This window comes from Pseudomonas sp. D3, from assembly GCF_029320995.1.
Taxonomy (GTDB): Bacteria; Pseudomonadota; Gammaproteobacteria; order Pseudomonadales; family Pseudomonadaceae; genus Aquipseudomonas; species Aquipseudomonas paraveronii.
Map to the genome: position 1 here is coordinate 86,941 of NZ_CP119772.1, position 19,464 is coordinate 106,404.

Consider the following 19,464-nt stretch of genomic DNA (forward strand, 5'->3'; position numbering starts at 1 on the left):
AGGCAAGCGCTGCGCCAGCCGCTACATTGGCCGACTTGCGTCTGCCTTTCAGGCGCTCCTGTCACCCCTATTGAACACACGGAACCCGCAAAACCCCATCATGGACCCTTCCCCAAGTATCACCCTCGCCACGCTCTTCGCCGATTTCGGCATGATTCTCTTTGCACTGATCCTGGTACTGCTCAACGGTTTCTTCGTTGCGGCGGAGTTTGCCATGGTCAAATTGCGGTCCACGCGGGTCGAGGCCATCGCCCACACCAACGGTTGGCGCGGGCAGATCCTGCGCACCGTACACAGCCAGCTCGACGCCTACCTGTCGGCCTGCCAGCTGGGTATCACCCTCGCCTCCCTAGGCCTTGGCTGGGTCGGTGAGCCGGCCTTTGCGCATATCCTCGAGCCGCTGCTGGGCGCCGTCGGCGTCGAGTCGCCGGAAGTGATCAAGGGCGTGTCGTTCTTTTCCGCCTTCTTCCTGATTTCTTACCTGCACATCGTGGTCGGTGAACTGGCCCCCAAATCCTGGGCCATTCGCAAGCCGGAATTGCTGTCGCTATGGACGGCGGTGCCGCTGTACCTGTTCTACTGGGCCATGTACCCGGCGATCTACCTGCTCAACGCCAGCGCCAACGGCATCCTGCGTATTGCCGGGCAAGGCGAACCCGGCCCGCACCATGATCACCAATACAGCCGCGAAGAACTCAAGCTGATCCTGCACTCCAGCCGTGGCCAGGACCCTAGCGACCAAGGCATGCGCGTATTGGCCTCGGCCGTGGAAATGGGCGAGTTGGAAGTGGTGGACTGGGCCAACTCGCGGGAAGACCTGGTAACCCTGGACTTCAACGCCCCGCTCAAGGAAATCCTCGCGCTGTTCCGTCGCCACAAATTCAGCCGTTATCCGGTGTATGACGCGCAGCGCAACGAGTTTGTCGGCCTGCTGCACATCAAGGACCTGCTGCTGGAACTGGCGAACCTGGACCATATCCCCGAGTCGTTCAACCTGGCCGAACTGACCCGCCCGCTGGAGCGCGTGTCGCGGCACATGCCGCTGTCGCAGTTGCTGGAGCAGTTCCGCAAAGGCGGCGCGCACTTCGCCCTGGTGGAAGAGGCCGACGGCAATATCATCGGCTACCTGACCATGGAAGACGTGCTCGAAGTGCTGGTGGGCGATATCCAGGACGAACACCGCAAGGCCGAACGCGGCATCCTCGCCTACCAGCCGGGCAAACTGCTGGTACGCGGCGATACGCCGCTGTTCAAGGTAGAACGCCTGCTGGGCGTCGACCTCGACCACATCGAAGCGGAAACCCTGGCCGGGCTGGTCTACGACACCCTCAAGCGGGTGCCGGAAGAGGAAGAAGTGCTCGAGGTTGAAGGCCTGCGGATCATCATCAAGAAGATGAAAGGGCCGAAGATCGTGCTGGCCAAGGTCCTGCTGCTGGACTGACCCTCAATTGCCCAATGCAAAATTGGGCAGCACCCCCACGGGCTGGTTGAACTCATACGGGATCGACACCAGCCCCGCCTCGGTACTCTGCTGCACCACAAAGTGCAGGTGCGGCCCGCTGCTGTTGCCGGTATTGCCCGACAACGCCAGCGCACTGCCCAGCGCCACCCGCTGCCCGACTCGGACGCTCACCGAACCTTGTTTGAGGTGCAGGTACACGCCCTGGGTGCCGTCATCGTGCCGCACTCGCACGAAATTCCCTGACGCATCGTTGCCGCGCCCAGCCTGGCTATTTTCGATCTTCACCACCACACCGCTGCGCGCCGCAATGATCGGCGTGCCTTCGGGCATGGCAATGTCCATGGCGTAGCGGCTTTTCGCGTCGGTATGGCTGAAGTTGCCGTTGGGGCCTTGGGTCAGGCGAAAGGGTCCACCGCGCCAAGGCAACGGGTAGCGGTAGGCTTGCAGCGAGTAACCGGGTTTTGGCCGCTCAAGCACCGGCCGTTGCACACGCTCGGCCCTGCGCTCCTGGATCACGAACGCTTGGGCGCCGGGGGTTTGCCGGTCGCTGAAAAACACCTCGCCGTTGGCGTCGGTGGATTTGTAGAGGGTCATGGCCGGGGTCGACGTGGCGACCGTGGCCAGCCCACAGAACAGCAATAGGCGAAGGAGCATGGCGCGAACCTGCCGGGGAGACTGAACGGCAGGCTAGCAAGCCTTGATGACAAGACTGTGTGAGGCTCAACCCGGACTGCAGCCGGATACGATAGCTGCAACAGCGAACTTCAAATGTGGGAGGGGCGGTGCGACGATTCGATTTGCTCCCGATTGAGCGGTATCAATCAGCTTATGCGGCGACTGACCCACTGCCATCGGGAGCAAGCCCCCTCCCACACGGGACGGGTGGCGGGCTGTGAATCAGGCGCCCGGCACAAAATGCTTCTGCGCCGTACCCCGCGCGATCAGCCGCGAGATGTAGTCCAGCTTCTGCGCGTCCTGGTCGATAAAGCGGAAGGTCAGTTGCAGCCAGTCACTGTCGGGCTTGGGCTCGAAGGCGACGATGGCGTGCAGGTAGCCGTTGAGCCGCGCGACTTCGGCGTTGTCGCCTTGCTCAAGGTCGAGCACCGCGCTTTCCAGCACTTGGGGCAGGACCTCACTGCGACGGACCACCAGTAGCGCTTCCTTGATGCTCAGGCCCTTGATCACGCATTGCTGGGTGCCGCTGGACAGCCGCAACTGGCCCTGTCCACGACCGCTGGCAGGCGCAGCGGCCGAGGCCGCCTGTACGGGCGGGCTGTTGAGCAGGCCTCTGCTCGGGGCAGCCGCCGCCACTGGGGCGGACTTGACCGCTTCAGGCTTGCCACCGGTCAGGGCGCTCAGGGAGTCGTTACCGAAGGCTGAGTTCATCTTGGTCGGTGCGCTGGCGACCAGGGCGTCGAGGCGACCGACCTTGTGCAGGGCGTGCTTGACCTTGGTCAACAGCTGTTCGTTGGTGAACGGTTTGCTGACGTAGCCGGAAACCCCGGCCTGGATCGCCTGCACCACGTTTTCCTTGTCGCCACGGCTGGTCACCATCACGAACGGCATGGCTTTGAGCTGCGGTTGCTCACGGCACCAGGTCAACAGCTCCAGGCCGGACATCTCGGGCATTTCCCAGTCGCACAGCACCAGGTCGAAGGTTTCGCGCATCAGGACGGCCTGGGCCTTTTTACCGTTCACTGCATCTTCAATCTTGATCCCTGGGAAGTAGTTGCGCAGGCACTTCTTCACCAGGTCGCGAATAAACGAGGCGTCATCCACCACCAATACACTGACTTTACTCATCGACCCTTTATCCTATAAAAACGCGGCACGCAGAACGCCTGACTAATGGCATTTTGCCAAAACTCTGTAGTCACGTTGGGTTTTCTTTCGCCCTACGCGTAAAAAAATCAGCTGCCACAAACGAAAACGCCCGACCAAAGGCCGGGCGTTAATTTCTCGGGCAACCTTACTTATCGTCAGATTCACCCGGAACATTAGGGATTTGATCAGTTGACCCTTCAACTTCGGCTTTCATGCGCTTGAGGCCCATGTGCCGCACGTCCGTGCCACGCACCAGGTAGATCACCAGCTCCGAAATATTGCGCGCGTGGTCACCGATCCGCTCCAGGGAGCGCAGCACCCAGATAATGCTCAAGACCCGCGAGATAGAGCGCGGGTCTTCCATCATGTAGGTGGCCAGCTCCCGCAGCGCGGTCTTGTATTCGCGGTCGATGATCTTGTCGTACTGGGCCACCGACAACGCCAGCTCGGCGTCGAAGCGGGCAAACGCGTCAAGGGCATCGCGCACCATATTGCGCACCTGGTCGCCGATATGCCGCACTTCCACATAACCGCGCGGGGCTTCGCCTTCTTCGCACAGTTGGATGGCGCGGCGAGCGATTTTGGTGGACTCATCGCCGATACGCTCCAAGTCGATCACCGACTTGGAAATGCTGATGATCAAGCGCAGGTCGGAAGCCGCCGGCTGGCGACGGGCGAGAATGCGCAGGCATTCTTCGTCGATGTTGCGTTCCATCTGGTTGATCTGGTCATCGATCTCACGCACTTGCTGGGCCAGGCCCGAGTCGGCCTCGATCAACGCGGTGACTGCATCGTTGACTTGCTTCTCCACCAGCCCGCCCATCGCCAGGAGGTGGCTGCGCACTTCCTCAAGCTCGGCGTTGAACTGCGCGGAGATGTGATGGGTAAGGCCTTCTTTACTAATCATGTTGGCGTCCTTGGAGCGTCCGGAAAGGTGCGGAGAACCGCAGCGTCAATGCAATCTGAACCACAGCATCCTAGCCGTAGCGACCGGTGATGTAGTCTTCGGTCTGTTTCTTCGCCGGATTGGTGAACAGGGTATCGGTATCGCCGAACTCCACCAGCTTGCCCATGTACATGAACGCGGTGTAGTCGGAAACCCGCGCCGCCTGTTGCATGTTGTGGGTCACGATGACGATGGTGAACTTGGACTTGAGCTCGTAGATCAGCTCTTCGACTTTCAGCGTCGAGATCGGGTCGAGTGCCGAGCAAGGTTCGTCGAGCAGCAGCACTTCAGGCTCCACGGCGATGGTACGGGCGATCACCAGACGTTGTTGCTGGCCGCCGGACAGGCCGAGTGCGGACTCGTGCAGGCGGTCTTTGACCTCGTCCCACAGCGCCGCGCCTTTAAGGGCCCACTCGACCGCTTCGTCGAGGATGCGCTTCTTGTTGATGCCCTGGATACGCAGGCCGTAGACCACGTTTTCATAGATGGTCTTGGGGAACGGGTTAGGCTTCTGGAACACCATGCCCACCCGGCGACGCAGCTCGGCCACGTCTTCGCCCTTGCGGTAGATGTTGGTGCCGTAGAGGTTGATCGCACCGTCCACGCGGCAACCGTCGACCAGGTCGTTCATGCGGTTGAAGGTGCGCAGCAGCGTGGACTTGCCGCAGCCCGACGGGCCGATAAAGGCGGTCACGCGCTGCTTGGGGATATTCATGCTGACGTCGAACAGCGCCTGTTTGTCACCGTAGTACAGGCTCAGGCCCGGCACTTCGATGGCCACGGTTTCCTGGGCCAGGCTCAGGCTCTGCTTGTCGCGACCCAGGGCAGACATGTTGATGCCGTGGGAATGGGTTTCGTGTTGCATGGGATGCTCCCTGTGCTACCAATTCGTTTCGTTGAACCGCCTGGGCGGTTTACTCAAATTCTGCGTGTAGCGCGGTCCAGTGTGGGAGGGGGCTTGCCCCCGATAACAGTGTGTCAGCCGGTATATGTGTTTCTGATACGCCGCCATCGGGGGCAAGCCCCCTCCCACATTGAATCCGCGTCACTTCAATTAGCTATCCAACGCTTTATATTTTTCGCGCAGGTGGTTACGAATCCACACCGCCGACAAGTTGAGCGTGGCGATCACCAGCACCAGCAACAACGCGGTGGCGTACACCAGCGGCCGTGCGGCCTCGACGTTGGGGCTCTGGAAGCCGACATCATAAATATGGAAGCCCAGGTGCATGATCTTCTGGTCCAGGTGCAAGTACGGGTAGTTGCCGTCCAGCGGCAGCGACGGGGCCAGCTTGACCACACCGACCAGCATCAGCGGCGCCACTTCACCGGCGGCACGGGCCACGGCGAGGATCATGCCGGTCATCATCGCCGGGCTGGCCATCGGCAGCACGATCTTCCACAGCGTTTCCGCCTTGGTCGCGCCGAGTGCCAGGGAGCCTTCGCGCACGGTGCGAGGAATCCGCGCCAGGCCTTCTTCGGTGGCCACGATCACCACTGGCACCGCCAGCAGCGCCAGCGTCAGCGACGCCCACAACAGGCCCGGCGTGCCGAACGTCGGCGCCGGCAGGGCTTCGGCGAAGAACAGGCGGTCAACCGAGCCACCCAGTACATACACGAAGAAGCCCAGGCCGAACACGCCGTAAACGATGGCCGGTACACCCGCCAGGTTGTTCACGGCGATGCGGATGATCCGCGTCAGGGTGTTCTGCTTGGCGTATTCACGCAGGTACACCGCCGCCAGCACGCCGAACGGGGTCACGATCATCGCCATGATCAGGGTCATCATCACGGTGCCGAAGATAGCCGGGAAGATCCCGCCTTCGGTGTTGGCTTCCCGTGGGTCGTCGCTGAGGAATTCCCAGACCTTGCTGAAGTAGAAGCCGATCTTGGTCATCGTGCCCATGGCGTTCGGCTGATAGGCGTGCACCACTTTGCCGATGCCGATTTCCAATTCCTTGCCGTTCGCATCGCGGGCGGTCAGGGCGTCGCGGTTGAACTGGGCGTGCAGGTCGGCCAGGCGCGCTTCGATGTCCTGGTAACGGGCATTCAGTTCGGCGCGGCCTGAGTCCATGTCGGCCTGGGCGGCGGCGTCGAGCTTGCCTTCCAGCTCCAGCTTGCGACCATGCAGGCGGATACGTTCGAGACCGGCGTTGATCGCGCCGATATCGGACTTCTCAAGGGCCTTGAGCTGGGCCGCCAGCTTGTTCACGCGGTCGACACGGGCCTGCAGCTCCGGCCACGCGGCCTCGCCTTCCGCGATGACCTTGCCATCCTGCTTGACGTTGACCAGGGTGCCGTAGAAGTTGCCCCATTCACGGCGCTCGATGGTCATCAATTCCAACGGCCGGGTCTGGTTTTTCAGCCATTCGCCGATGATCCACGTGAAGTCGTTACCGTTCAGATCGCGGTTGCCGACCTTGATCAGCTCGCGGGTCATGAATTCCGGGCCCTGATCGGGCACGGGCAGGCCAGCGCTTTTCAGGCGCTCGCGCGGCACTTCTTCTTTCTGCACCACTTCGCCGATGACGATATGGTTTTCCTGGCCCGGTACGTTGTAGTTGGCCTGGATCAGGTCAGCCGGCCAGAAGTGGCCCAAACCGCGCACCGCAATCACCGCCAGCAAACCAAGGGTCATGATGACCGCGATGGACACCGCGCCACCGCTGATCCAGACGCCGGGGGCGCCGCTCTTGAACCATCCATTCAGGGAGTTCTGTTTCACAGACTTCTACCTTTCTTAAAGCGACGAGTATTTCTTGCGCAGACGCTGACGAATCAGCTCGGCGAGGGTGTTCATGATGAAGGTGAACAACAGCAGCACCAGCGCCGAGAGGAACAGCACGCGGTAGTGACTGCCGCCCACTTCCGACTCGGGCATCTCCACCGCGACGTTGGCCGCCAGGGTGCGCAGGCCTTCGAACAGGTTCATCTCCATCACCGGGGTGTTACCGGTGGCCATCAGTACGATCATGGTCTCGCCTACGGCGCGGCCCATGCCGATCATCAGCGCCGAGAAAATCCCCGGGCTGGCGGTCAGGATGACCACGCGAGTCATGGTCTGCCACGGCGTGGCGCCCAGGGCCAGGGAGCCCAGGGTCAGGCCGCGCGGCACGCTGAACACGGCATCTTCGGCGATGGAGTAGATGTTCGGGATCACCGCGAACCCCATGGCCAGGCCAACGACCAGGGCGTTGCGCTGGTCATAGGTGATGCCCAGGTCGTGGGAGATCCACATGCGCATGTCGCCGCCGAAGAACCAGGTTTCCAGGTACGGGCTCATGTACAGCGAGAGCCAGCCCACAAACAGGATCACCGGGATCAGGATCGCGCTTTCCCAGCCATCGGGAACCCGCAGGCGAATGGACTCAGGCAGGCGGCTGAAGACAAAGCCGGCCACCAGGATGCCAATCGGCACCAGCATCAGCAGGCTGAAAATCCCCGGCAGATGCCCTTCGACATACGGCGCGAGGAACAGGCCGGCGAAGAAGCCGAGGATCACCGTCGGCATCGCTTCCATCAGCTCGATCACCGGCTTGACCTTGCGGCGCAGGCTCGGGGCCATGAAGTACGCGGTGTAGATCGCCGCCGCAACGGCCAGCGGTGCGGCCAGCAACATGGCGTAGAACGCGGCCTTCAGCGTACCGAAGGTCAGCGGCGCCAGGCTCATCTTGGGTTCGAAGTCGGTGTTGGCGGCGGTCGATTGCCAGACGTATTTAGGCTCGTCGTAGTTTTCGTACCAGACCTTGCTCCACAGCGCGCTCCACGACACTTCCGGGTGCGGGTTGTCGAGCAGCAACGGTTGCAGCTTGCCGCCGGCTTCGACGATCACGCGGTTGGCCCGTGGCGACAGGCCGAACACGCCCTGGCCGTCGACCACCGGGTCCACCAACAGGGTGCGGTGGGCGGTGCTGTGGAACACGCCGAATTTGCCGGAAGCGTCGAGGGCGGTGAAGCCTTTGCGACGTTCTTCGGCAGTGATTTCAACGATGGGCGCAGTGCCCATCTCGAAGGTGCGGATCAGCTTCAGGCGCTGTTCGCCATCCGGGTCACGGGCCATGAACCACTGGGCCAGGCCACCCTTGGAGTTACCGACGATCAGCGAGATACCGCCCACCAGTTGGGTACTGGCGGTGATTTCGGCACCGCCATCCTCCAGCAGTTTGTAGCGACCGTTGAGGCTCTTGTCGCGCAGGCTGAACACATCGGCCAGGGCACGGCCGTTGATCACGTACAGCCACTGCTGGCGTGGGTCGATGAAGATCGCCTTCACCGGCTCGGTCATCTGCGGCAGCTCGATGCGCTTCTGCTCGCTGGTGACCTCGCCGGTCATCATGTTTTCTTCACGGCTCAGGGACAGCACGTTCAAGCGCGAACCGGCCGAGCCGGCCACCACCAGCGATGTGTCGGTGGCGTTCAGCGCGACATGCTCCAGCGGGCGACCGGCGTCATCCAGCACGATCGGGGTTTCGCCGTAAGGGTATTCGATCGCCGGGCTGATGGTCTTCTTGCCGTCCGGGTAGGACACCTTGTAGGTGTGGCGGAACACCAGGGACTGGCCATTGGACAAACCGAGGATCACCAGCGGGCTGCCCGGCTGGTCTTTACCAATCGACACCACGCTGACGCCGGCCGCCAGCGGCAGGTCGACGCGCTTGAGTTCGGCACCGGTGCCCACGTCGAAGAACAGCGCCTGGCCCTTGTCGGAAACCCGCATGGCGACCTGGTTCTGTTCTTCCAGAGAGATCATCAACGGCTTGCCCGCGTCTTGTATCCACGCCGGTGTCAGCGCGGCTTCCTTGGTCAGCGAGGCGCCTTGGAACAAGGGCGCGACCACGTAGGCCAGGAAGAAGAAGATCAAGGTGATAGCGCCGAGAACGGCGAGGCCGCCGACCAGCACGTACCAACGGGTCAGGCGATCCTTGAGCGCGCGAATGCGGCGCTTGCGTTGCAGCTCAGGCGTATTGAAGTCAATGCGCTTGGGGGGAGAAGTCGTCGTCATGGTGGAATTGGCCAGATCATTCATGCGCACACCCTAGCGATCCTGTATGACAGAAAGATGACAGTGCAGTGACGCAAAAAATCCGCCGCTTAGCAGGGCTGGCAGCGGACCAAAAAATTCGGAGGTTCTGTAGGAGCGAGCTTGCTCGCGAAGAACGTTAACGATAAGCGCCGCTTCTGAATAAACGCGGTGCTCTATCGCCACTCGCTCCTACAGAAAGGCCGGTTTTACCCGGCCTAGCAACTTAGTTGCCTTCTTTCAGACCCAGGTCAGCCAGGGCCTTGGCGGCTACTTTGGCTGGCAGTGGGATGTAACCGTCTTTCACTACTACTTCCTGGCCCTGCTTCGACAGCACCAGTTTCACGAACTCAGCTTCCAGTGGAGCCAGCGGCTTGTTCGGGGCTTTGTTGACGTAAACGTAGAGGAAACGCGACAGTGGGTATTTGCCGTTCAGGGCGTTTTCTTCGCTGTCTTCGATGAAGTCAGTGCTGCCTTTCTTGGCCAGGGCCACAGTCTTCACGCTGGCGGTCTTGTAGCCGATGCCCGAGTAACCGATGCCGTTCAGCGAGGAGCTGATCGACTGCACGACCGAAGCCGAGCCAGGTTGTTCGTTCACGTTAGGCTTGTAGTCGCCTTTGCACAGGGCTTCTTCCTTGAAGTAGCCGTAGGTGCCGGATACCGAGTTACGACCGAACAATTGCACTGGCTTGTTGGCCAGGTCGCCGGTCACACCCAGGTCGCCCCAGGTTTTCACGTCGGCTTTGCTACCGCACAGACGAGTCGAGGAGAAGATCGCGTCGACTTGTTCCATGGTCAGGTGCTTGATCGGGTTGTCTTTGTGGACGAACACGGCCAGGGCATCCACGGCAACCGGGATAGCGGTTGGCTTATAGCCGTACTTCTGCTCGAAGGCAGCCAGTTCGGTGTCCTTCATCTTGCGGCTCATCGGGCCCAGGTTGGAGGTGCCTTCAGTCAGCGCAGGTGGCGCAGTGGCAGAACCAGCAGCTTGAATCTGGATGTTGACGTTCGGGTATTCCTTTTTGTAACCCTCAGCCCACAGGGTCATCAGGTTAGCCAGGGTATCGGAACCGACGCTGGACAAGTTGCCCGACACACCAGTGGTCTTCACGTAAGCCGGAATTGCCGGGTCAACACCAGCGGCCACCGCGTGGGCAGTCGCAACGCCAGCAGCGACAAAAGTCATTGCCGCCATCAAACGCTTCAGTTTCATGCCTTACTCCTAGCAGATAGTGATAGTTAGATCGGGACCAAGTATCGGTAGGCCGTGTGAACACTCTATGTCCGGAATATGACAATTAGATGAAAGGCCAGTATTGCGAGAAAAAGCGGCTGCAGGCGGCAAGTGCCGAAAAGACGGGGATGGCGAGGCGGTTGAAGCGATGACGCTGAAACACTCTGTAACCTATGATCGCTCCTACGCTACTGCGCAGGAACGATCTTCAGATGCTTGATTACCTGCCGCGCTTCCACAGATACCCACCCACCCCCATCCCCATCACACACAGGACGGCAACGTAGTAGGCCGGGCCCATCGGGCTTTCCTTCATCAGCAGCGACACCGCCAACGGCGTCAGCCCGCCGAACACGGCGTAGGCCACGTTGTAGGAAAACGACAACCCGCTGAAACGCACCACCGGCGGGAAGGCTTTGACCATCACGTAAGGCACCACGCCGATGGTGCCGACAAACAGGCCGGTCAGGGCGTACAGCGGGAACAGCCAGTCCGGGTGGTCCAGCAGGCTGTGATACAGCGTCCAGGAGGTCGCCAGCAACATCGCGCAGCCGGCCAAGAGTATGCGGCCGGCACCGAAGCGGTCGGCCAGGGCGCCGGCGCCAATGCAGCCCAGGCTCAGGGTCACGATGGCCAGGCTGTTGGCTTGCAGCGCAACGGTCGGGCTGAAGTGATAGAGGGTTTGCAGCACGGTCGGGGTCATCAGGATGACGACTACGACGCCGGCCGACAGCAGCCAGGTCAGCAGCATCGACAGCACGATGGCGCCACGGTGGTCACGCAGTACCGCGCGCAGCGGCAGTTCGGCGGCGAGTGTCTTGCGTTGCTGCATCTCGGCGAAGATCGGCGTTTCATGCAGCCAGCGGCGCAAGTACACCGACAGCAGGCCGAACACACCGCCGAGCAGGAACGGGATGCGCCAGGCGTAATCCGAGACCTGTTCCGGGCTGTAGAGCGTGTTGATGGCGGTGGCCACCAGCGAACCCAACAGGATGCCGGCGGTGAGGCCGCTGGTCAGGGTGCCGCAGGCGTAGCCAATGTGCCGCGGCGGGACGTGCTCGGAGACGAACACCCAGGCGCCCGGCACTTCGCCGCCGATCGCCGCGCCCTGGATCACGCGCATCAGCAGCAACAGGATCGGCGCCCACAGGCCGATCTGCGCGTAGGTCGGCAGCAGGCCCATGATCAGGGTCGGCACGGCCATCATGAAGATGCTCAGGGTGAACATTTTCTTGCGGCCCAGCAGGTCACCGAAGTGCGCCATGATGATGCCGCCCAGGGGGCGCGCCAGGTAGCCGGCGGCGAAGATGCCGAAGGTCTGCATCATACGCAGCCACTCGGGCATGTCGGCCGGGAAGAACAGTTTTCCGACCACGGTGGCGAAAAACACGAAGATGATGAAATCGTAGAATTCCAGCGCCCCGCCCAAGGCAGACAGCGACAGGGTTTTGTAGTCGTTGCGGGTCAGCGGGCGCGACGGTTGCGCACTGCTTGCGGGCACGGAGGACATGGCAAGGCTTCTCTTATAGTAATCAGCGTAATAGGGACGGCACGCCCTGGGCTTGCGGCGGTCTGGCAAGATAACAAATCGCCGGAAAAAGCACAGCGCCGAACGCTTAACCGTCCAGACAGGCGAAATACCCACGGCGCAGAGAGTCCGTCAACCTGGGCAGAAGAACAGTTGCCGGAAAAAGCTCCATTACAGCGTCTATTTACCGACCAAATGAGCGCCCAGAGGTCGTCGCGACGCCAGCGTCTCGATATACTCGGCCCTTGCAAGCGCCAGACCCGCAGTCTTGAGGGGCTGCTGTGCCAAAACGCCGTTGGGTGCCATCCAGCCGGTTTGGCAGAGTTTCCCTTTAGTACGCCTTACGAGAAACACAGCTCGCGTCGTGCGTGGGTGCTGGAATGTTTTTCTACGAGACGACTATCCACTTGAAACACCCATGAAGCGTCACGGCTCAGAGGCACCCTCGGCATGATCGAACTCGAACAAGAAGATCCCATTCCGCAAGGCGATCTCGCCCTGCAAATCACCGCGCTTCCGCGTGAAACCAACGGTTTCGGCGATATCTTCGGCGGCTGGCTGGTCTCGCAGATGGACCTGGCCGGAACGGCGATGGCCAGCAAGGTCGCAGGCGGGCGTGTGGCTACCGTGGCCATTGATCGCATGGCGTTCCTGGTGCCGGTGGCCGTGGGCGCGCAATTGTCCTTCTATACCCAGGCGCTGGAAATCGGCCGCAGCTCGATCCAGATGATGGTCGAAGTGTGGAGCGACGACCCGCTGTCCAGCGAATGGCGCAAGGTCACCGAGGCGGTGTTCGTGTTCGTCGCCATCGATGGCAGCGGCCGTACCCGTTCGGTGCCGTCGCGGGCGCGTTAAACCTCGCCGGGTTTTGACGGTCAATTGCCCATTGCCTGCCATTGAGAGTGCTTTGTTATGCCCACGCCCCACGTTGAAACCGTGAAAATCGACGAGCTGGACTGCTGGCGCATCCGCCACAACGGTGCCGAACTGATGGTGGCCCAACAGGGCGCGCACATCTTCAGCTACCAACGCGCAGGCGAGCAGCCGCTGATCTGGCCGAACAAGGCCGCCGTCTTCAAGGCCGGCAAAGGTATCCGCACCGGTGTACCGGTGTGCTGGCCGTGGTTTGGCGTGTTCGACCGCAACCCGCACAGCGTGCAGGCCATGCGCCAGAGCGATCAACCTGCGGGGGCCCACGGTTTCGTGCGTACTGCGATCTGGGAATTGGCCACGACCGAACTCGACGGCGACGGCGACGCGCTGCGCGTCGATCTGGTACTCCCCGTACCTGCGGGCGGCTTTCCCGGCTGGCCCCATCAGGTCGACCTGAAGCTGAGCCTGCGCTTGGACGATCAACTGCACATTCGCCTGACCAGCCATAACCATGGCCACGAAACGGTGACCCTCAGCCAGGCGCTGCACACCTACTTCGCCGTAAGCGACGTGCGCAACGTGCAGGTCGAAGGCCTGGACGGGTGTTCGTATATCGATACCGCCGACGGTTGGGCCACCCGGCAACAGGCGGGGCTGCTGCACTTCAGCGCCGAGACCGACCGCATCTACCTCGACACCCCCGCTCAGCTGAACATCGTTGATAAAGACTGGCAGCGCCGCGTCCAGCTCACCAGCGAAGGTTCCCGGTCGACCGTGATCTGGAACCCCTGGACCGAACGGGCCAAGGCCTTCGACGACATGGCCGACGACGGCTGGCAGGGCATGTTGTGCATCGAGACGGCCAATGTGCTGGATGATGTGGTGGCGTTGGCGCCGGGCGAAAGCCACACGCTGGGCGTGAGCATCATCAGTCTCGAGCTGTAAACCCAATCAAAATGTGGGAGGGGCGGTGCGACGATTCGACTTGCTCCCGATAGCAGAGGGTCAGTCAGCACATTTGTGTCTGATAGACCGCTATCGGGAGCAAGCCCCCTCCCACATTGTTATGCGTTGGGTTTTAGAGATCCGACTCCTTCACCGCCCGCACCTTCTGCGCATCCAACGCATACGCCGCATCGGCCAGGTCATTGTTGACCGTCTCCACCTTCACCGTGCCCGTGACCCACAGCGGCGTGTAGATATCATCCAGCTTCAACCCCTTGGGGTAACGCACCAATACCAACTGGTTCGGCGGCGGTGGCGGCACGTGGATGCATGCGCCGGGGTACGGCACCAGGAAGAACAGCGTACTGCGGCCCTTGGCGTCGGTTTCCAAGGGCACCGGGTAACCGCCGATGCGGATGTTCTTGCCGTTCATGGCGGCCACGGTCTTAGTGGAATACATCACCGCCGGCAACCCCTTGCTCTGCTTCAAGCCACCTTTGTCGGTAAAGGTGCCCTGGGCTTCGGGGGAGTTGTGGTCGATTTCCGGCATCTGTTCGAGGGCTTTCTGGTCCGACAGCGGCATCAGGTCCAGCCAGTCGGTTTCCGGCAATTCGCCAGCATGAGCCAGGCCAGGGCCCAACAGGAGAAACATCAAGAGGAGACGGCGCATGGAGGAGCTCGACAAGGTAAACAGTGCCGGCATTCTAGCCCTCTGCGCCTGCGCAGCGCAGAGGACTTTGTCGCTCGATTACTTCTTTTTGATCAGGCCGTAGATCACCAACAACACAATGGCGCCGACCAATGCGCCGATGAAGCCCGCGCCCTGGCCTGCCTGGTAGATACCCAGTGCCTGACCGCCATAGGTGGCGGCAAGGGAGCCGGCGATACCCAGCAGGATGGTCATGATCCAGCCCATGCTGTCGTCGCCGGGCTTGAGGAAACGCGCCAGCAGGCCGACGATCAGGCCGATAAAGATGGTTCCGATGATACCCATGGCATTTCCCTCTGATTGAATGTGGGTCATGACAAAGCCTAGTCAGGCTTTATCATCCTGCCATCAGAGAGACGGCGGCCGGCAATGGTTCCCGCCGCCCCCAGGATTATTGCTCGGCGATCAACGCCTCTACTTTAAGGATCTGCGCTTGCAGCGTCGCACGGTCCTGGCAGCGCAGGTTGGCGTGGCCGACCTTGCGCCCGGCCTTGAAGGCCTTGCCGTAGTGATGCAGGTGGCAATCGTCGATGGCGACGACTTTTTCAACCGGCGGTACCACACCGATGAAGTTGAGCATGGCGCTCTCGCCCACCTTGGCCGTAGAGCCCAGCGGCAAGCCCGCCACCGCGCGCAGGTGGTTCTCGAACTGGCTGCACTCGGCGCCTTCGGTGGTCCAGTGCCCGGAGTTGTGGACGCGCGGGGCGATTTCGTTGGCCTTGAGGCCACCGTCGACTTCAAAGAACTCGAACGCCATCACGCCGACATAATCCAGTTGCTTGAGCACACGGCTGGAATAGTCTTCGGCCAGGGCCTGCAACGGGTGATCGGTACTGGCCACGGACAGCTTGAGGATGCCGTTGTCGTGGGTGTTGTGCACCAGCGGGTAGAAGCGGGTCTCGCCATCGCGGGCACGCACGGCGATCAGCGAGACTTCGCCGGTGAACGGCACGAAGCCTTCCAGCAGGCAGGCCACGCTGCCCAGCTCGGCGAAAGTACCGACCACATCGGCGGCGGTGCGCAGGACTTTCTGGCCCTTGCCATCGTAACCCAGGGTGCGGGTTTTCAGCACGGCCGGCAGGCCGATGCTGGCGACGGCGGCGTCCAGGTCCGCCTGGGACTGGATATCGGCGAAGGCCGGGGTAGGAATGCCCAGGTCCTTGAACATGCTCTTCTCGAACCAGCGGTCACGGGCGATGCGCAAGGCTTCGGCGCTCGGGTACACCGGCACGAACTGCGAGAGGAAGGCCACGGTTTCGGCCGGGACGCTTTCGAACTCGAAGGTCACCAGGTCGACTTCGTCGGCCAGTTGGCGCAGGTGGGCCGGGTCGCTGTAGTCAGCGCGCAGGTGTTCACCCAACGCGGCCGCACAGGCATCCGGCGCCGGGTCCAGGAAAGCGAAGTTCATCCCCAGCGGCGTTCCCGCCAGGGCCAGCATGCGACCCAGTTGGCCGCCACCGATTACACCGATTTTCATCGTCAACAACCTCAGGCGATACGTGGGTCTGGATTGTCCAGCACGCTGTCTGTTTGTTCAGCACGGAATTTTTTCAGCACCGCGTGGAACTGCGGGTGCTTGGCGCCCAGGATGCTGGCGGACAACAACGCGGCGTTGATCGCGCCGGCCTTGCCGATCGCCAGGGTTGCCACCGGAATACCGGCTGGCATCTGCACGATGGACAACAGCGAATCCACGCCCGAGAGCATCGACGACTGCACCGGTACGCCAAGCACCGGCAGGTGGGTCTTGGCCGCACACATGCCCGGCAGGTGCGCTGCACCGCCGGCACCGGCGATGATCACCTCGATGCCACGGGATTCTGCTTCATCGGCATACTGGAACAGCAAATCCGGGGTGCGGTGGGCAGAGACCACTTTCACTTCATACGGAATGCCGAGTTTTTCCAGCATATCGGCGGTGTGGCTAAGGGTGGACCAATCGGACTTGGAGCCCATGATCACGCCAACCAATGCACTCATCGTCGTGCCTCTTCTCTCTGGGCGCCCGCAGGCGCGTCAAAAAACAACAAGCCACGCGGGAAATCCGGCGTGGCTTGGTGTACGAATTAAGGCCGGTTGGACCGGCCGAAGGCCGCGCAGTATACCGTAATAACGCAGATAAACAGCCCCTCGGTTGACCATCTGTCTAGCGGCGCAAACCAACGATTTTATTGACTTAAGAGTCAGCGAAAACACCAAAAATCCCTGTGGGAGGGGGCTTGCCCCCTCCCACCGTTGAGCGGTGTTGGGCTCAAGTAGTCTGCGCCGCGCCACCTTCCAGCTTGCGCCACAACAACCGCACATTCGCCTTGCGCACCAACGCACAGCGGTACAAACGAATCTCCAGCGGCACGTGCCATTGCGACCCGCCGCACACCACCAGCTCACCGCGGGCCAGTTCCGCCCGCACACTCAGTTGCGGCACCCAGGCAATGCCCAGGCCTTCCAGGGCCATGCTTTTGAGGCTGTCGGCCATCGCGGTTTCGTAAACCGTGGTAAAGCGCAAGGCACGTTGGCGCAACAGCAGGTTCACCGAACGCCCCAGAAATGCTCCGGCGCTGTAGGCCAGCAGCGGCACACTGCCTTCCCCTTCCAGGTCGAACAATGGCTTGCCCTCGGCATCGGCGGCGCACACCGGGAGCATTTCGGTATTGCCCAGGTGCAGTGACGGGAAGATCTCCGGATCCATCTGCATCGCCGCATCCGGGTCGTAGAACGCCAGCATCAAGTCGCAACCGCCTTCGCGCAGGGCATGCACGGCGTCGCCGACGTTGGTGGCGACCAAACGGGTCGCAATGTTCAAACCCTCGTTGCGCAGTTGCGCGATCCAGCGCGGGAAGAAGCCCAGCGCCAGGGAGTGGGCCGCCGCCACTTGCATGACTTCGCCCTGCCCGCCTTCCAGATGGTGCAAATGGCGCAGCACTTCACCGAGCTGCTCGACCACCGTGCGCGCGGTCACCAGGAACAACTGCCCCGCCGCCGTCAATTCCACCGGCGTGCGCGAGCGGTTGACCAGGGTCAGGCCCAGTGCGGCCTCCAGGCTGCGGATACGGCGACTGAACGCCGGCTGGGTGACAAAGCGTCGCTCCGCCGCCTGGGAAAAACTGCGCGTCGCCGCCAGGGCGCTGAAGTCTTCCAGCCATTTGCTCTCAAGGTTCATCAGTTCCTCCCACGGGTGCGCACCATTTTGGCCCACACGCCCGCCATGATAGCCGGGTCACACGACCATTATGCCGTTTGTGCATAGGCCAGTGCTTAACAGCATTGGCCCAAAAACTTCCACAAGCCTAGCATTCACAGCGTTCCGGCTAGTTCCGGGTCCATATCGAGATGATTTCCATCATGTCCTCCGCTGCATCATTCCGCACAGAAAAAGACCTGCTTGGCGTACTCGAAGTACCTGCCCAAGCGTATTACGGCATCCAGACCCTGCGAGCGGTGAATAACTTCCGCCTCTCGGGCGTTCCGATTTCGCATTACCCGAAATTGGTGGTCGGCCTGGCAATGGTCAAGCAAGCAGCCGCTGACGCCAACCGCGAGTTGGGCCAGCTCAGCGAAGCCAAGCACGCAGCCATCAGCGAAGCCTGTGCCCGCCTAATCCGCGGCGACTTCCACGAAGAGTTCGTGGTGGACATGATTCAAGGCGGCGCCGGCACTTCAACCAACATGAATGCCAACGAAGTCATCGCCAACATCGCGTTGGAGGCCATGGGCCACAACAAGGGCGAATACCAGTACCTGCACCCGAACAACGACGTGAACATGGCGCAGTCGACCAACGACGCCTACCCAACCGCGATCCGCCTGGGTCTGCTGCTGGGCCATGACGCGCTGCTGGCCAGCCTCGACAGCCTGATCCAGGCGTTCGCCGCCAAGGGCGTCGAGTTCAACCACGTGCTGAAAATGGGCCGTACCCAATTGCAAGACGCCGTGCCGATGACCCTCGGCCAGGAATTCCGCGCCTTTGCCACCACCCTCAACGAAGACCTGGCCCGCCTGAAAACCCTGGCGCCGGAGCTGTTGACCGAAGTGAACCTGGGCGGCACCGCCATCGGCACCGGCATCAACGCCGACCCGCGTTACCAGGCCCTGGCCGTACAACGCCTGGCCACCATCAGCGGCCAGCCGCTGGTTCCGGCGGCGGACTTGATCGAAGCCACCTCCGACATGGGCGCCTTCGTGCTGTTCTCCGGCATGCTCAAGCGGACTGCGGTGAAGCTGTCGAAGATCTGCAACGACCTGCGCCTGCTGTCCAGCGGCCCACGTACCGGCATCAACGAGATCAACCTGCCGGCACGCCAGCCAGGCAGCTCGATCATGCCCGGCAAGGTCAACCCGGTGATCCCGGAAGCCGTCAACCAAGTGGCCTTCCAGGTCATCGGCAACGACCTGGCCCTGACCATGGCAGCCGAAGGCGGCCAACTGCAGTTGAACGTGATGGAACCGCTGATCGCCTTCAAGATCTTCGACTCGATCCGCCTGCTGCAACGCGCCATGGACATGCTGCGCGAGCACTGCATCGTCGGCATCACCGCCAACGAAGCGCGCTGCCGCGAACTGGTGGAGCACTCCATCGGCCTGGTCACCGCGTTGAATCCGTACATCGGCTATGAAAACGCCACCCGCATCGCGCGTATCGCCCTCGAAAGCGGCCGCGGCGTGCTGGAACTGGTGCGCGAAGAAGGCTTGCTCGACGACGCCATGCTCGACGACATCCTGCGCCCCGAAAACATGATTGCCCCACGTTTGGTCCCACTGAAGGCCTAAGCGTTTGTTGCACCGCTCACCAGGTTGAGGGACTAGACACCTCTCACCTTTTGAGGGCCCGAAGGCTCGTTCTTCAGGCCCTTTTTTTTGCCTCAAGGTTGTGAAATGACGCCCATAAAAATTCCAATATTGCCCGTGCCCGCCACCCCTTGGCTG

At 61.7% G+C, this 19,464-nt stretch carries 17 protein-coding genes; 4 read left to right on the top strand and 13 right to left on the bottom strand.

The annotated features are described in order from the left end of the window. Window positions 1-100: 100 nt before the first annotated feature. Window positions 101-1,441, top strand: a complete 1,341-nt coding sequence (locus P3S72_RS00435) for a hemolysin family protein (RefSeq protein ID WP_276195497.1) — start codon at window positions 101-103, stop codon at window positions 1,439-1,441. Window positions 1,442-1,444: 3 nt separating this feature from the next. On the opposite strand, the gene P3S72_RS00440 is transcribed toward P3S72_RS00435, so the two are convergent. The 8 genes from P3S72_RS00440 to P3S72_RS00475 form a co-directional block, all read right to left on the bottom strand. Continuing rightward, window positions 1,445-2,116, bottom strand: coding sequence for a M23 family metallopeptidase (locus P3S72_RS00440; RefSeq protein ID WP_276195498.1), 672 nt, complete (start codon window positions 2,114-2,116; stop codon window positions 1,445-1,447). 243 nt (window positions 2,117-2,359) lie between these two features. Then, window positions 2,360-3,265: a response regulator gene (locus tag P3S72_RS00445; protein WP_276195499.1), complete on the bottom strand. Its 906-nt coding sequence runs from the start codon at window positions 3,263-3,265 to the stop codon at window positions 2,360-2,362. A gap of 166 nt (window positions 3,266-3,431) precedes the next feature. Continuing rightward, on the bottom strand, window positions 3,432-4,193 hold the full coding sequence (gene phoU, locus P3S72_RS00450) for a phosphate signaling complex protein PhoU (protein ID WP_276195500.1): 762 nt from the start codon (window positions 4,191-4,193) through the stop codon (window positions 3,432-3,434). Window positions 4,194-4,263: 70 nt separating this feature from the next. Further along, entirely contained in the window at window positions 4,264-5,097 is an 834-nt protein-coding gene (pstB, locus tag P3S72_RS00455) for a phosphate ABC transporter ATP-binding protein PstB (RefSeq protein ID WP_247404680.1), read from the bottom strand. Between the two features lie 189 nt (window positions 5,098-5,286). Next, on the bottom strand, window positions 5,287-6,957 hold the full coding sequence (gene pstA, locus P3S72_RS00460; RefSeq protein WP_276195502.1) for a phosphate ABC transporter permease PstA: 1,671 nt from the start codon (window positions 6,955-6,957) through the stop codon (window positions 5,287-5,289). Between the two features lie 15 nt (window positions 6,958-6,972). Then, window positions 6,973-9,006 (bottom strand): ABC transporter permease subunit, encoded by a 2,034-nt coding sequence (locus tag P3S72_RS00465; RefSeq protein ID WP_276198014.1) that lies wholly within the window; start codon window positions 9,004-9,006, stop codon window positions 6,973-6,975. A gap of 472 nt (window positions 9,007-9,478) precedes the next feature. Then, window positions 9,479-10,465 carry a phosphate ABC transporter substrate-binding protein PstS gene (locus P3S72_RS00470; protein WP_247404674.1) on the bottom strand — a complete coding sequence of 329 codons (987 nt, stop codon included), beginning with the start codon at window positions 10,463-10,465 and terminating at the stop codon, window positions 9,479-9,481. 241 nt (window positions 10,466-10,706) lie between these two features. Further along, a complete protein-coding gene (locus P3S72_RS00475) occupies window positions 10,707-11,996 on the bottom strand; it encodes an MFS transporter (RefSeq protein ID WP_276195503.1) in 1,290 nt (429 codons plus the stop codon). 468 nt (window positions 11,997-12,464) lie between these two features. Here P3S72_RS00475 and P3S72_RS00480 point away from each other — a divergent pair, with 468 nt between their 5' ends. Next, window positions 12,465-12,869: an acyl-CoA thioesterase gene (locus tag P3S72_RS00480; protein ID WP_010566936.1), complete on the top strand. Its 405-nt coding sequence runs from the start codon at window positions 12,465-12,467 to the stop codon at window positions 12,867-12,869. A gap of 57 nt (window positions 12,870-12,926) precedes the next feature. After that, a complete protein-coding gene (locus tag P3S72_RS00485) occupies window positions 12,927-13,832 on the top strand; it encodes a D-hexose-6-phosphate mutarotase (protein WP_276195504.1) in 906 nt (301 codons plus the stop codon). Between the two features lie 133 nt (window positions 13,833-13,965). Here P3S72_RS00485 and P3S72_RS00490 read toward each other — a convergent pair whose 3' ends face one another. From P3S72_RS00490 to P3S72_RS00510, 5 genes are all read right to left on the bottom strand, one after another. After that, window positions 13,966-14,502, bottom strand: coding sequence for a DUF3299 domain-containing protein (locus tag P3S72_RS00490; protein WP_276195505.1), 537 nt, complete (start codon window positions 14,500-14,502; stop codon window positions 13,966-13,968). Window positions 14,503-14,580: 78 nt separating this feature from the next. Continuing rightward, the gene (locus P3S72_RS00495) at window positions 14,581-14,826 is read right to left on the bottom strand and encodes a GlsB/YeaQ/YmgE family stress response membrane protein (protein ID WP_005792540.1); all 246 of its coding nucleotides are present in this window, start codon (window positions 14,824-14,826) and stop codon (window positions 14,581-14,583) included. A gap of 106 nt (window positions 14,827-14,932) precedes the next feature. After that, window positions 14,933-16,018 carry a 5-(carboxyamino)imidazole ribonucleotide synthase gene (locus tag P3S72_RS00500; protein ID WP_276195507.1) on the bottom strand — a complete coding sequence of 362 codons (1,086 nt, stop codon included), beginning with the start codon at window positions 16,016-16,018 and terminating at the stop codon, window positions 14,933-14,935. Between the two features lie 11 nt (window positions 16,019-16,029). Further along, window positions 16,030-16,521 (bottom strand): 5-(carboxyamino)imidazole ribonucleotide mutase, encoded by a 492-nt coding sequence (gene purE, locus P3S72_RS00505; protein ID WP_003195648.1) that lies wholly within the window; start codon window positions 16,519-16,521, stop codon window positions 16,030-16,032. A 271-nt stretch (window positions 16,522-16,792) separates the two neighbouring features. Continuing rightward, window positions 16,793-17,701 carry a LysR substrate-binding domain-containing protein gene (locus P3S72_RS00510; RefSeq protein ID WP_276195508.1) on the bottom strand — a complete coding sequence of 303 codons (909 nt, stop codon included), beginning with the start codon at window positions 17,699-17,701 and terminating at the stop codon, window positions 16,793-16,795. 182 nt (window positions 17,702-17,883) lie between these two features. On the opposite strand from P3S72_RS00510, the gene aspA reads away from it, so the two are divergent. Further along, complete coding sequence (gene aspA, locus P3S72_RS00515) at window positions 17,884-19,308, top strand: aspartate ammonia-lyase (RefSeq protein ID WP_017850012.1); 1,425 nt, start codon at window positions 17,884-17,886, stop codon at window positions 19,306-19,308. Window positions 19,309-19,464: the final 156 nt, after the last annotated feature.

Bases quoted from the DNA above. Each gene is read 5' to 3' on its own strand.
- P3S72_RS00445 (WP_276195499.1), bottom strand. From the start codon at position 3,265: ATGAGTAAAGTCAGTGTATTGGTGGTGGATGACGCCTCGTTTATTCGC.
- phoU (WP_276195500.1), bottom strand. From the start codon at position 4,193: ATGATTAGTAAAGAAGGCCTTACCCATCACATCTCCGCGCAGTTCAAC.
- aspA (WP_017850012.1), top strand. From the start codon at position 17,884: ATGTCCTCCGCTGCATCATTCCGCACAGAAAAAGACCTGCTTGGCGTA.
- P3S72_RS00485 (WP_276195504.1), top strand. From the start codon at position 12,927: ATGCCCACGCCCCACGTTGAAACCGTGAAAATCGACGAGCTGGACTGC.
- P3S72_RS00440 (WP_276195498.1), bottom strand. From the start codon at position 2,116: ATGCTCCTTCGCCTATTGCTGTTCTGTGGGCTGGCCACGGTCGCCACG.
- P3S72_RS00490 (WP_276195505.1), bottom strand. From the start codon at position 14,502: ATGCGCCGTCTCCTCTTGATGTTTCTCCTGTTGGGCCCTGGCCTGGCT.
- pstB (WP_247404680.1), bottom strand. From the start codon at position 5,097: ATGCAACACGAAACCCATTCCCACGGCATCAACATGTCTGCCCTGGGT.
- P3S72_RS00435 (WP_276195497.1), top strand. From the start codon at position 101: ATGGACCCTTCCCCAAGTATCACCCTCGCCACGCTCTTCGCCGATTTC.
- P3S72_RS00510 (WP_276195508.1), bottom strand. From the start codon at position 17,701: ATGAACCTTGAGAGCAAATGGCTGGAAGACTTCAGCGCCCTGGCGGCG.
- P3S72_RS00495 (WP_005792540.1), bottom strand. From the start codon at position 14,826: ATGGGTATCATCGGAACCATCTTTATCGGCCTGATCGTCGGCCTGCTG.
- P3S72_RS00480 (WP_010566936.1), top strand. From the start codon at position 12,465: ATGATCGAACTCGAACAAGAAGATCCCATTCCGCAAGGCGATCTCGCC.
- P3S72_RS00475 (WP_276195503.1), bottom strand. From the start codon at position 11,996: ATGTCCTCCGTGCCCGCAAGCAGTGCGCAACCGTCGCGCCCGCTGACC.
- purE (WP_003195648.1), bottom strand. From the start codon at position 16,521: ATGAGTGCATTGGTTGGCGTGATCATGGGCTCCAAGTCCGATTGGTCC.
- P3S72_RS00500 (WP_276195507.1), bottom strand. From the start codon at position 16,018: ATGAAAATCGGTGTAATCGGTGGCGGCCAACTGGGTCGCATGCTGGCC.
- P3S72_RS00470 (WP_247404674.1), bottom strand. From the start codon at position 10,465: ATGAAACTGAAGCGTTTGATGGCGGCAATGACTTTTGTCGCTGCTGGC.